Consider the following 13277-nt stretch of genomic DNA (forward strand, 5'->3'; position numbering starts at 1 on the left):
CATTTTTATTCATTTGCTGCACGGATTTGCAAGCGATATTGAGTGCCATTCGGATTCACCGTTACTTCCGAAAGGGTAATAGATTCAAAACCACGCACAATGGCTTGACGCCAAGGGCCTGGCTTGGTGTTCACTTCTAGACCATTGTCATCGTACCAAGCAAAGCGATAAAGGATGTTCTGATCGCCTTTAAAATTGCTGGTTAGACGCACAACCGCACGGGCGCGATCATCCACTTGCGTCGTGGCGATGTCATCGACCAATAGTCTGCCACCCAGTACATTGTCGTGGAAAAAGACGTGTTGCGTTTCACCTTCGACTCGCATTCCCGCCGTATTCTCTGCACAGCCTGCTAAGCCAAGCAAAACCAGTGCCGAAATAATCCAAGCTCTCATTACAGCCTCCCTAATTGTTTGTGCCATATGGTTTGGTGAGTTCCCTGACGGGAAATCCAGACCAAAGTCGTCTGTTTGTCTGCGACCATGAACTGGTAATCTTTGTCACCGGATGTCAATGTTTGCTCACCCGATGAGACAACTTCACTCATTACATTGACTCTTGCTGGTAAGGTTTGCCAGCTACGAGTATCCGGTTGCTCTGTTAACGCGTTCCAAACGTTAAACAACAGATTGCCGACATCATCGCCTTTAGCGGCTTCTTTACGCAGTTGATCTTTGGCCACCACCCGCAATGCCTGGCGAATCACCATCGAAGGCAAACGCTCACTTAAATCGTACTTCGCCATCTGATCGACATCTGCCAATAACTGGCTTTCCAGTTTCTGTTGATTCAAACGCAATGGGGAAAAGCGCTGATAATTTTGGCTTGGGTAATAAGGCAGCGCGAGAGAATACAGTGCGCCAATGCCTCGACTGTCATAGACAGGTAAATCTATTCGCCAGCCTTGGAGCGCTTCAACAACCCCTTGCTCTTCAATAACAATCACGCGGCCTTGTTCACCTGCAAAGGTGTCGTTTTGCTTACCGTAGCGTTTTTCTAATTTGGCCAAATCCTCACGCATGCCCAGCTTTTTCGCCACCAGCATGGTTCTTTCAATCACCACGGGGTTATTGGGACTCACCGCTAACGCTCTGCGGTAATCAACATAAGCACCATTGAGATCTTTTGAGGCTTCATACAAAAGACCCGAGAGGAAAAACAGATAGCCATTTTGCACCGATTGCAAGGTTTTCCCTGCATCAGGGTAGTTTGCCAGCACACTGCCTAAATTGGTCGACATACCATTTTTTTGCATATCGCGCTCAGCAGACTGGAGATCGTCTTCACGTGCTTTACGCGCGGCTTCCTGGACTTGATTAGCGCGACGCATTTCAACCAATGCCCCCTCCAAGCTGTTCTGCTGAAGGTAGTTCAAACCGAGATACAAATGGAGAAAGCCCAGTTCGTAATCTGCCGGTGTGTAGTTGTTGAGATTATCGTTGACCGCCAGCGAGCCCACACTGGTTGCCGTTTGCGATAAAGACACTTTGGCCAAATCTTGCCACTTTCTCACCGCCACGTCGCTTGCTTCTAGCGCTTTCTTACTTTCGGGGTAATCTGCCGATAAGAACGCAATGCGTCCTTTTTCCATATTGTCGAGAATGTCGCCAGCAACACCCTCACTTTGCAATTCTTGCGCTTGCGCGTAATCGCCGCTTTTTACCGCCTGATAGACGGAGCGGTTTTGTTCACTATAGTGGCTGAAAAGGTTACCGGCGGACATATTGGCGCATCCCGACATGATCAGGGTCGCGGCAAATACTCCGACTAATTTCCGGTATTGCTTCACATGTAACTCCAAGAGAATGCATCGAAAATAAAGCGGCCAGATAATCACTGGCCGTTGTTTGACATTTAGCCCAATAACATTGGACCCAGTGGCTTACCACCCACTAAATGCATATGGATGTGATAAACCTCTTGGCCACCATGCGCATTACAGTTCACGATGAGACGGTAGCCTTCTTCCGCGATGCCCTCTTCTTTGGCCAACTGTTTTGCGACAGTGAACATGCGGCCCATCATCGCTTCATCATCCGCCTCAACATCATTCACTGTCGGAATGAGTTTATTTGGAATAATTAGGATGTGCTTCGGTGCTCGTGGGTTGATGTCACGAAATGCGGTGACAAGATCATCTTGGAAAAGGATCTGAGCAGGAATTTCCTTGCGAATGATTTTGCTAAAGATAGTTTCTTCGGCCATGTGTACTCCATAACGTCGCTGTTTAACCGGATAAGTATGCGCCAACGTTGTGTGCATCTCAATAAAAAACAGTGTTCACGTAACATTATCAACAGAACATCCTGCTATAAAGTCTTTTTTGCAGCCCTCGCCACAAAATGCTCATCTCAATCTCAATACAATGATGACAATTTTGTTAGTTTTTTGAGACGGGTTCCGTTTCTTTTTTCTTTTGTTACATGTGGGAGAGGGCTAAAAGTATGCAAGGCTCAGTCATTAAAAGGATGTATGCCGGCTTCGCGCTGATAATCGTCTTGTTTGCCGTTACAGTCACCATTATGACCAATGGCATGAATCAAATTCATTCCAACTTCGAAACCGTTTCGAAAAATTCACTGCCTTTGGTTTCGTTATCCAACCAAACCAGTGTTGAGTTGTTATCTGCGGATAAATCTTTTAAAGATTTTCTCACCACGCAGAACCAAGATCGCATGACGCAGATGCGCAGCGAATTTGGTAAATCGCAGACTGAGTTTAATCAAACGCTCAACGAACTGGAAAACGCGAGCAAGGCCTACCCTGCACTCGCAGAGCCTTTAACTCAACTCAGAGAAATTGAAAACAGCTACTTTGCTGAAGCCAATGAAGCAATGAACAACTATGAAGCGATGTTTGCTGCACAAGCAGAAGTGCAAAAATCGTCACGTCGCTTCCAAAAACTTCACACCGAACTGACGGTGGGTATGAAAGAGTACGTCGATGACCAATCCAGCATTTCTGTCAAAGTGATGGCAAAAAGCTATTTCATTAAGTTGAAAGATGCTGAAGTGATCACCTCGGATGCACTGGCCAGTTCCGATCTTGATTTCGTTAAGAAAGCAGTGAACAAGAACAAGAAAGCGGTCACTCACCTTAATTACGCTTATCGAGGCCTCACGACCCAACTGCCATCACTGAAAGATGTGTTCAATGCATCTGTCGAGCAGTTTACTCAGGACGTAGGTCAAAAAGGTGGGGTGTTGGATCAACACGCCAGCTACCTTGAAGCCAAAGCGGCTTTGTATGACAACATCGCCAACCTAGCGGTCAAAGTGGACTCTGCGATGCGTCTGTTGGAAACCTTCACTACAACAGCAACCGACAACCTCAACACCTCTTTGGTTGAAGCGGGTGAAGTGTACGACCAAGGTTTGCTAAAAGCGATTGTGATTGGTATTGCGGTAACCATTTTTGCCGCCGCGGTGGGCTATCACATTGCCCACAGCGTTCGTGAGCCGTTAACACGTATTCTTTCCACCTTGGAAGGACTTGCCAACGGTGATATGACGCAGCGTATCGAAATTCGTTACAACAACGAGTTCAGCCGAGTGAGTGGCCACATCAATACGCTGGCAGATAGCCTGCACGACATTTTGGTGAGACTGAATGATGCGGCGGAAAATCTGACCGACACCGCAGCAAACAATGAACGCACCTCGAGCAACGCGCAAAACCAACTGAATGCTCAACGCGAGCAAACCGCTAGCGTTGCCACGGCAATGACCGAAATGAGTCACTCCGTTCAAGAAGTGGCCCAGAGCGCGCAAGGTTCGTTGGAAATGGTGCAAAAAGTGGAATCGGCGTCTGAATCTGGCCGTACCATCATGAGCAGCAATATCTCCACCATCAATCAATTGGAAACTCGCCTAAACGAATCGGTCAGCGCGGTTTCTGAGTTACAACGTATGAGCGGTCAAATTGGCTCGATTCTCGATGTGATTCGCAACATTGCAGAACAAACCAACCTCCTTGCCCTCAACGCGGCGATTGAAGCGGCACGTGCGGGCGAGCAAGGCCGTGGCTTTGCGGTGGTTGCAGACGAAGTTCGAGTACTCGCATCGAAGACCACCCAATCAACCACTGAAATTGAATCGATGATCAGCAATCTGCAGTCCAGCTCGCAGTCGGCAAGTCATGTGATCCAAAGTTGTATGAGTGATATGGAGATGTCGGTAGAACAAGCCTCGAAAGCCAACGGCGCGATGGAAGAGATTCAGGCGTTGATCATCGAAATCAGCCAAATGAGTACGCACATTTCACAAGCGGCCGCAGAACAGAGCGAAACATCGACCTCTATTGCACGTAGCTTGGAAGACATCAATAACATCGCCGATCGCAGTTACCATGCGATGGCGGAAATCGCGGCCACCAGCGAAAACTTGTCTAGCTTAGCAAGCCAGCAAACGGAGCTTGTTCACCGTTTCAAGTTGTAAGGTTCAACAGAAAACGGTCAATAAACCTATAAAGTCATCGGATAAGGGCAACTTTTCACAAAGTTGCCCTTGTTTTTTATGCGCCTTGTCTACATATGAAGATCAAGCGCTTGCACTCTCTTTCACATCCTCTTTTTGCAAGCCGTACTGAGAAGGAAAAGTTATGGCTGTACACGTTGGTATCATTGATCAGGACCCTGTCAGACTGGTGACCCCTCTCCTCGATCTGCGTACCGTCAGCACTCATATCGTGTTTATCGGTGATGAGTCACAACGCGATATGTATCAAAGACTTCATTCTGTGCTTGCTCAGCGTGATATCACTTCCGAACTGTTTGTCATCCCCTCTGTTGTCGATACTCGTTTGATCAAACAATCTATTCAGACCTTAGCTGAAGATCTCAAAAGCCGTGGGGAAGATGTCAAACTGAACGCCAGTTGTGGCCTTCGTCATCGCTTGCTTTCAGTTTACGAAGTGTTTCGTACCTACCACTGGCCTATTTTCGTTGTTGAACCAAACAGCGACAAGCTTTGCTGGCTCTACCCTGATGGCCGTGAAGATAGTCAGGTGGAAGACCGCATCACTGTGGCAGATTACCTCACGATTTTCGGCGCTCGCGGCGAGTTTAATGAAGTCGAGCTTCCTCCTCAACTTGACCAAAAACTGCATGAGTTGGGCGAGCGCTGGGCGAGTCACGCTTTGGAATTAGGCCCTGGTTTGGCGACTTTAAACTATCTCGCGACGACATGCCGCAAAGAGCAAAAGCTGGATGTAGAGTTATCTGAAAAGCAGCAAGGCTATCGCGAGCTGAATATGCTGCTAGCAGATTTGGTGGAAGCGCAGATCGCCACTTACGAAAACGGCATTCTTACCTTTGCCAATGAAGACGCTCGTCGTTTCTCTAATGGTGAATGGTTAGAGACACTGGTTCACAGCACCGTCAAACAGATCCAAGATGATATGCCCACCATTCAAGACCACTCGCTCAATGTTCAGGTCTATCGTCAACTTGGCGAGCGTGAAGTGCGTAATGAGCTTGATGTCGCCTCTGTGGTTAACAATAAACTGCACATCATCGAATGTAAGACGAAGGGCATGCGTGACGACGGTGACGATACACTTTATAAGCTTGAATCACTGCGTGATCTACTCGGTGGCCTACAGGCAAGAGCCATGTTGGTGAGCTTCCGTCCACTGCGTCACAACGATATTACCCGTGCAGAGGATCTTGGCTTAGCGCTGATCGGCCCAGATGAATTGAAAGATTTGAAAAAGCATCTCACAGATTGGTTTGCACAAGCAGGTGGTAGCGACGGGATCTAATTCCCGTCTTGCTTGAAAGAGGCTTAACGGCCCACTTGCTTTTGAACCGACAAACAAAAACCCCGAAGCCACTGCCTCGGGGTTTCTTTATTCAATCAGCGTAATGCGATTACAGCATTTTACGTGCAGACTCAACAACCACTTTGATAGAGCGAGCTTCTGTCTCTTTTAGCGTTGCGTGATCTGGGATCTCTTTTTGTGTGCGGTTGATGATAACACCCGCAACACAACCCGCGCGTAGGCCAGAACTTGCACACATGGTCAACAACGTCGCTGATTCCATTTCAAAGTTCAGTACGCCCATTTCCTGCCACTCTTTCATCGAACCTTGGAAACGGCTCACTACGCGACCAGTAAAGGTGTCGTAACGCTCTTGACCTGGGTAGAAGGTATCACTTGACGCAGTAACACCGGTGTGAACCGTTGCGCCACTCTCTTGCGCTGCCGCTTTCATTGCCGTTGCCACGTCAAAGTCAGCCACTGCTGGGAACTCCATTGGCGCAAAGTGCAAGCTCGCACCATCAAGACGAACAGAACCTGTCGTTACGATCATGTCACCCACGTTAACATGCGGCTGGATCGCACCCGTTGTACCAACACGTAGGAAAGTACGCACACCCAATTGAGCCAACTCTTCAACCGCAATAGAAGTAGAAGGACCGCCGATACCCGTTGAACAAACAACCACTGGTTTGCCATCTAGCTCTGCACGGTACAAGGTGTACTCACGATGGCTAGCTAGAAATACTGGGTTTTCCATTTCTTCAGCAATTTTTTGTACACGCGCAGGATCGCCTGGGATGATCGCTAGCGTTGCACCGTTAAGATCTGCTTCAGTAACACCTAAGTGGAAAACAGCTTGAGACATAAGTCACTCCTTATTGCGGCTTACTTGAAAATAAGCTCAGATAAATTTGTAGGGGTCTAAAAATGCACTTTACTCAACCTCCTCATAACTTGGAGTGATCATTGTCACAATGAAAGAATGTAACAAAAACTTATTACCTAGAAAAACCGGTTTGCATCACACTTTGTCTGCAATTTTCAGCCAAATTGCATAAGAAATGCCAACAAAAAGCCCGCATCATAAATGCGGGCCCTATAGATTCACACCGTCTATTATTCATTTAAGGAACGGAATCTTAACAATCGCAGTGCATTTAGTGTGACCAATGCCGTTGCGCCACTGTCCGCTAATACCGCCACCCATAGCCCTGTGATGCCTAGCAAACTGGTGACAAGAAACACCCCTTTTAGACCCAATGACAACGCGACATTTTGACGAATGATGCTCATGGTTGCGCGTGAGAGCTCTATCATGCTTGGCAACTCAACCAAGCGATTATGCGTAAGCGCAGCATCCGCCGTTTCAAGGGCGACATCGGTTCCTCCGCCCATGGCGATACCAATACTCGCCGCTTTCATGGCTGGCGCATCGTTGATGCCATCTCCGACCATGGCAACGGTTTTGCCTGCGGCAAACTGCTCCACATAGTGCACTTTGTCTGCTGGCAATAAGCTCGCTTGGTAATCAATGCCAATCTGCTGAGCGATGGCTTGAGCACTGCGAGGGTTATCACCTGTCAACATCACCGCAGAAACGCCCAGTTTACCTAGCGCGACCACCGCTTGAGCTGCGTCTTTGCGCAATGTATCTTGCCATGCGATGAGCCCAATGGCTTCACTATCATGACGCACAATCACCACGGTTTTCCCTTGCCCTTCTAAGCGGACAAATTCTCTTTCTAATTGCAAGGAGAGTGGAAACTGGGCTCGCGAAGGGGCCACCAGCTCGACACTTTTGCCATCAACGAAACCGGAAACGCCCGCCCCGACTTGAGCCATTTTGTCTGTGGCTTCAGGAATGGCGTGACCCAAACTCTCGGTGTGATTAATCAGCGCGACCGCTAAAGGGTGACTAGAGCCCACTTCCACCGCGGCGCTCAAACTCAACAAGGTTTCATCGTCATGGAGGAACGACACCACATCTGTCACTTGCGGTTTGCCTTGTGTGAGTGTGCCGGTTTTATCAAAGGCAACCGCTTCGACTTTACCAAGCTGTTCTAACGCCGCGCCACCTTTGATCAAGGCACCACGTTTGGCTGCCGCAGCAAGACCAGAAGTAATTGCCGCCGGTGTTGAGATCACCAAAGCACAAGGACAAGCAATCAGTAGCAAAGCCAAACCGCGATACACCCACGTTTCCCAAGGCTGAGCGAAAAACATTGGCGGTACGACGATCACGGCCAACGACACCAACATCATTAATGGTGTGTACCAACGGCTGAATTTGTCTAAGAAACGCTCCAGTGGTGCTTTGCGCGACTCCGCCTCTTCGATGAGATGCAAAATACGATCGATCGCATTTTCACCTTGTTTTGAGGTAACTTCGATACGAACGACTTTATCCACTGCCACCACGCCCGCCATCAGCTTCGCGCCAGAGGTATGCTCTGCGGGTACCGATTCTCCCGTCAACGCACTTTCATCAAAACTGGCCGTTGGGGTAAGGAGTATGCCATCCGCAGGCAAGCGAGAACCGGGCGCAATTTCAACCACATCGCCTGGCATCAACTCACTTGCCGCCACTTCCACTCGTTGACCATCGACAATTTTAATGCTGTTTTCCGGCACTAAGGCCATCAACGCTTGAACGCCACTTCTTGCTCTTGAGGCGGCGTACGCTTCCAATTTCTCACCAATTAAAAACAGCAATAAAACCATGGCCGCTTCCACGCTTTCACCAAGATAAAGCGCACCAATGGCCGCAACGCTCATTAGCGTCTCAATGGCGAAAGGGGTTCCGCTGCGCGCAAGGCGCACGGCTTTTTTCGCCACAGGGTATAAACCCGCTAAACAGGTTAAAACAAATAGACCATTACTTAATGGCTCGGAAACCGTCGCCAATAGAGCGGCGATAGCCATAGATAAGGCAATGGCTAAAATGTGCCAGTTGGCGTAAACAAAACCGAGCCAACCTTGAGGTTTCGGCGTCGCAGTTGCTTTCGCTGCCGATGAGCCAACAAGCGTGATTGGAAAGCCTGTTTTGGCCGCGACTTGTTCAATCTCTGTCAACAATGATGCAGAGGCGAAATCCACCACTAGCTTCTCGGTAGCAAACAACACTTTCGCCTGTTGAACTCCGGCCACACCCAAGACGGCTTTTTCTAATTTTTGAGCACAAGACGGGCAATCCATACCAGAGATGAGCCAGCTTTGTCGCTCCGACGCGCTTTGAGTTAAGGTCGCCTCTCGCCGTTCACTCTCTTCATTCGGCTCCGAGCTTGAGCACGCATCTGAGCTGCAGCAACTGTCTGATACCGATGAAATCGCGGTCATTTTGCTAGCCGCTAAACTCGGGCTGCAGCACGATACAGCAGCCGGTTTGGTCATGATTTTATTTGACTGACAAGCAGTATGTTTTGAGCACATAACATTTTCCTTATTGGTGAGTACAGCGGCAGCATAAACCTTAGAGTCAGCTCCAAGGTCAAGCGTTATTTCACTCCGCAAGGAATCGGCTATAAAAGTAAGCCCTCGTTAGAGGGCTCAGCGTCAGGAGGAAGGTTAAGATGAAGGTTAAACCGGATGCTTGAAGCAATCATCGAGACTTTGACCAATCGCTTTTAACACGTCGCGACGAGTGATCACCCCTACCAATTTTTTGTTGTCGACCACCGGATACATCTTCGGTTTTCCAACTTTCATCATGTCGGCCAGTTCGATGATCGACATGTCAGATGAAACCGATAACACATCATTGTGCATGCACTCACCAACGGTGTACGAATCTTGGCAGTGATAACTGGCTTTCACCAGTTTATCCAGCAAGTCTTGCTCTGAAAGGAAACCTATCACTTCTTCTTTTTCATTGATCACCGGACCACCCATGACCACGCTTTTCATGACTTTGTTCAATGCAGCACTTAAAGACATGTCAACGGTGAAGGTGACGGCTTGTAGGGTCATGTAATCTTTTACTTTGAGTGAATTCATCGCGTGCTCCTTTGCGGTGTCATTTTGCCCTTTCTTTAAGTGTCGTCTAATTTCTTGTTTTTACTAAATAGGAATCGGCAATTTTATGTATTGCCCCTGCCTATCAAGCGATTCTCGTCACTTGTAGCAAAAGTAAGACAAAGAAATGCACTCCCACCTACCCTAAATATTCACTATTGAGCTATATGTTAATCAAATGGTAGGAGTCGTCTGCATGGTAGAACAATCTATTTTTTCTCGAGTTATCGCCAACAACCCATCGGTTGTACATCACATTTTTGAAGCGCTACCTGAACCTACTTTTTTGATTGATGCCGAGGGTTACTATATCGAAGCATGGGGCGGTACCGATAGTAAGCGACACCATGACCCAGCCAACCTTATCGGTTTGAATCAATACCAAGTGTTACCGCGAGAAAAAGCCATATGGTTTTCCGATGTGATTCAACAGGTCATCCAATCGCAAAGACCTCAAGAGTTGGAGTATGAGCTGCATCCTAAAGATCTTGGTTGCTTTGACGGAGTCGACGGCCCTACTGAGTTGCAATTTTTCAGCGCATTCGTCATTCCTCTAATGGGCGAGAAAAAAGTGCTTTGGACCGTGCGTAACATCACTGAATACAAAATGGCGCTGCGACGATTAGAGTCTCAACAACTGGAGTTGGAACGTCTTTCCTGCCTTGACCATCTTACCCAACTCTTCAATCGTTACGCGCTAGAGATTCATCTCCCCCATGCGCTCTCCAAGGCTGCCCAATCTGGCCACAGTGCCGCGCTGTTTATGGTCGATATTGATTGCTTTAAAGATCTCAATGATACCTTTGGCCATTTAACCGGTGACAAAGCGTTGAGAATGGTTGCCATGACGCTCAAGCAGTGGAGTGGCGAGCAAGGTATCGGCTTTCGTTATGGTGGCGATGAGTTCCTGATTTTTATTCAAGATATTTCAAAGCAAGCATGTGAACAGAAAGCGAACGAACTGCAATCGGCGGTTGCTCGGTTAGCGATTCCCAATCCACAATCACAAGTGGCCAATGTTCTCACCGTGACCATTGGCGTTCAGTTTTACCCTTCGCTCAGCGAGCAGTGCCAAGATCTTGAACAGTTCATTTCCAAAGCCGACAAAGCGCTCTTCAACGCGAAGAACACCCAGCGCGGCACCATACAGTTCTTAAGTGCATAGACATCGACAGACAAACCTCTAGGCCGGGGCCTAAGAGAAAAGCGAACGCTAACGGTTGGAGACAAAAAAAGAGAGCCGTTTGTTTGGCTCTCTTTTGGGTCACGCGTCTATTGGGGTAGTCACGTTGCGTTAAATCATTGGCCTGATTTCAGGAAAATCAGTCTTTCAGTACTTTTACGGTGTAGCGACCATCTTTCTGGCGGTATAGGCCGTGGATGTCGGTCTCGAAGCCTGGGTAATGCGCGCCGATTTCACACAACATTTCCAAGAAATCCAGTACTGGACGAGAGCTTTCTGTCACCACTTCACCTGGTAGCACTAGAGGCACACCTGGAGGGTAAGGAAGGATCATGTTGGCACTCACGCGGCCCACCATATCATTCAGCAAGATCTCTTCAGTTTGACCACGAAGCTCTTGTTGCCAAGCCGCGTGTGGCGTGACTTTCATCTCTGGTAGCACATCGAATGCTTTGTACATCAACTCTGGTAGACGGTACTTACGAGTCAGATCGTGAATACCTTGTGCCAGCTCTTGAATACGCATGCCTTCGTAGAACGCTGGATCTTCACGGTACAGCGCAGGCAACATAGTGCGAATCGTTAGGTTTAGATCGTAACCACGTTTGAACTCAGTCAAACCACGTAGCAATTGCATTGCTTTTGATTTGTCGATACCAATTGAGAACAAGAACAACAAGTTGTAAGGACCTGTTTTCTCTACCACAATGCCACGTTCATCAAGGTACTTGGCCACTAATGAAGCAGGAATACCACTGGTTTCCAACTCACCATCTTTGCTCATTCCAGGAGTGAGCAAGGTGATTTTGATTGGGTCAAGATACATGTGGTCATCGTCCATGTTCTTGAAGCCGTGCCAATCTTGGTTAGGGTCAAGCTTCCAACATTCGGTTGTCTCAATGTTCTCTGGTTGCCACACATCGAAGAACCAACCGTCACTTTCACCTTTTAAGCGTTTGATCTCTTTACGGAAACGAATCGCACGGTCAATCGAATCTTGCATCAACTTACGACCCGTGTTACCACGCATCATTGCTGCCGCGGTTTCTGTTGATGCCACAATGCCATATTGAGGCGAGGTGGAAGTGTGCATCATAAAGGCTTCGTTGAACGACTCACGGTCAAACTCACCTTTTACGTGAATCATTGACGCTTGAGAGAACGCTGCCAACAGTTTGTGAGTGGACTGTGTTTCGTAGAACACTTTGCCTGGCATCGCTTCGCCACTCATGCCGCATTTGCCTTCGTAAATACGGTTGAAGTTAGTGTAAGGCACCCACGCACTGTCGAAGTGGATGTGTTTACAGTCGAGAGACTCTTTGATGAATTGTGTGTTGTACAGCAAACCATCGTAAGTTGAGTTGGTAATCACCGCGTAGCTTGGCGTGCTCGCACCTGGTGTTTTAGCCACTTTTTCTGCGATCACTTCACGGCTGAATTCACTTTGTGGAATACCACCAAGAATGCCGTAAGCGTTACGGGTTGGGCGGAAGTAAATGGGTGTCACGTCCGTCATCATCATTAAGTGAGTCAACGATTTATGACAGTTACGGTCAACCAGTACCGTGCTGCCCGCAGGCGCTGAGAACATGCCGACAATTTTGTTTGATGTCGAAGTACCGTTCGTCACGATGTACGATGCGTCTGCGTTGAACGTACGCGCAATGTACTCTTCCGCTTCTTTATGTGGACCTGAATGGTCAAGCAGTGAGCCTAGCTCTGGCATCGAAATCGACACGTCCGCTTTGAAAGTATTTGGACCGTAGAAATCGTAGAAAATACTGCCGACTGGGCTTTTCTGGAAAGCAGTACCACCCATATGACCTGGAGTACAGAAGGTGTATTTGCCTTCTTCCACATATTTAAACAGCGCTTTGGTGAATGGCGGTGTAATCGCGTCTTTGTATTCTTGTGTTGCTTGGTTGATCTTGATGGCGATGTCATCTGCCATGCCCAACGCGTATTCAAAGAAATGCACGTTTAGGCGTAGATCGGTCAGCGAAATATCCAGCGTTGATTGCTCGTTGGCAAACGCGTGTACTGGCAGTTTTTCGTTGATTTGGCTAATACGCTCACAAAGCTCAAGCGAGTATTTATCCCAGTCAAACAGCACACCACAAATGCGTGGGTTCATTTCGATCATCTTGATCAAATCTTTGTCATCCACTGGATAAACAACTTCATAACCGGCTTTTTCAAGTGCTGCGTGCAATTGGCGAACTGGCTCTTCTTTAAAGAACACACCCATGTGGTTCAAGATAGCGAAAATATTCATTTGGACATCTCCAAGACGAAAAAGGGCGCTCTCTGTGATGGTTCA

General features: G+C 48.0%; 10 protein-coding genes. 3 read left to right on the top strand and 7 right to left on the bottom strand.

Going from position 1 to position 13277, the window contains the following annotated elements:
• Window positions 1–5 precede the first annotated feature (5 nt).
• The 3 genes from CIK04_RS20830 to hinT form a co-directional block, all read right to left on the bottom strand.
• Window positions 6–395 (bottom strand): YcfL family protein, encoded by a 390-nt coding sequence (locus CIK04_RS20830; protein ID WP_039545852.1) that lies wholly within the window; start codon window positions 393–395, stop codon window positions 6–8.
• A complete protein-coding gene (locus CIK04_RS20835; RefSeq protein ID WP_165386074.1) occupies window positions 395–1789 on the bottom strand; it encodes a COG3014 family protein in 1395 nt (464 codons plus the stop codon). Before CIK04_RS20835 ends, CIK04_RS20830 begins: the two co-directional genes overlap by 1 nt.
• A 65-nt stretch (window positions 1790–1854) precedes the next feature.
• Window positions 1855–2205, bottom strand: a complete 351-nt coding sequence (gene hinT / locus CIK04_RS20840) for a purine nucleoside phosphoramidase (protein ID WP_011079955.1) — start codon at window positions 2203–2205, stop codon at window positions 1855–1857.
• 239 nt (window positions 2206–2444) lie between these two features.
• Here hinT and CIK04_RS20845 point away from each other — a divergent pair, with 239 nt between their 5' ends.
• Both CIK04_RS20845 and CIK04_RS20850 read left to right on the top strand, forming a co-directional pair.
• Window positions 2445–4436 carry a methyl-accepting chemotaxis protein gene (locus CIK04_RS20845; RefSeq protein WP_097352815.1) on the top strand — a complete coding sequence of 664 codons (1992 nt, stop codon included), beginning with the start codon at window positions 2445–2447 and terminating at the stop codon, window positions 4434–4436.
• Window positions 4437–4599: 163 nt separating this feature from the next.
• Window positions 4600–5760, top strand: a complete 1161-nt coding sequence (locus CIK04_RS20850) for a DUF1887 family protein (protein ID WP_017422035.1) — start codon at window positions 4600–4602, stop codon at window positions 5758–5760.
• Window positions 5761–5869: 109 nt separating this feature from the next.
• Here CIK04_RS20850 and udp read toward each other — a convergent pair whose 3' ends face one another.
• From udp to CIK04_RS20865, 3 genes are all read right to left on the bottom strand, one after another.
• Entirely contained in the window at window positions 5870–6628 is a 759-nt protein-coding gene (udp, locus tag CIK04_RS20855) for a uridine phosphorylase (protein ID WP_017422036.1), read from the bottom strand.
• 251 nt (window positions 6629–6879) lie between these two features.
• The gene (locus CIK04_RS20860) at window positions 6880–9192 is read right to left on the bottom strand and encodes a zinc/cadmium/mercury/lead-transporting ATPase (protein ID WP_097352814.1); all 2313 of its coding nucleotides are present in this window, start codon (window positions 9190–9192) and stop codon (window positions 6880–6882) included.
• Between the two features lie 147 nt (window positions 9193–9339).
• Window positions 9340–9756 carry a CBS domain-containing protein gene (locus CIK04_RS20865; RefSeq protein ID WP_017422038.1) on the bottom strand — a complete coding sequence of 139 codons (417 nt, stop codon included), beginning with the start codon at window positions 9754–9756 and terminating at the stop codon, window positions 9340–9342.
• A gap of 196 nt (window positions 9757–9952) precedes the next feature.
• Here CIK04_RS20865 and CIK04_RS20870 point away from each other — a divergent pair, with 196 nt between their 5' ends.
• Entirely contained in the window at window positions 9953–10939 is a 987-nt protein-coding gene (locus CIK04_RS20870) for a sensor domain-containing diguanylate cyclase (RefSeq protein ID WP_039446442.1), read from the top strand.
• A gap of 157 nt (window positions 10940–11096) precedes the next feature.
• Here CIK04_RS20870 and CIK04_RS20875 read toward each other — a convergent pair whose 3' ends face one another.
• Entirely contained in the window at window positions 11097–13232 is a 2136-nt protein-coding gene (locus CIK04_RS20875; protein ID WP_039561585.1) for a lysine decarboxylase CadA, read from the bottom strand.
• Window positions 13233–13277: the final 45 nt, after the last annotated feature.

It is taken from the genome of Vibrio sp. 03_296, from assembly GCF_002265885.1.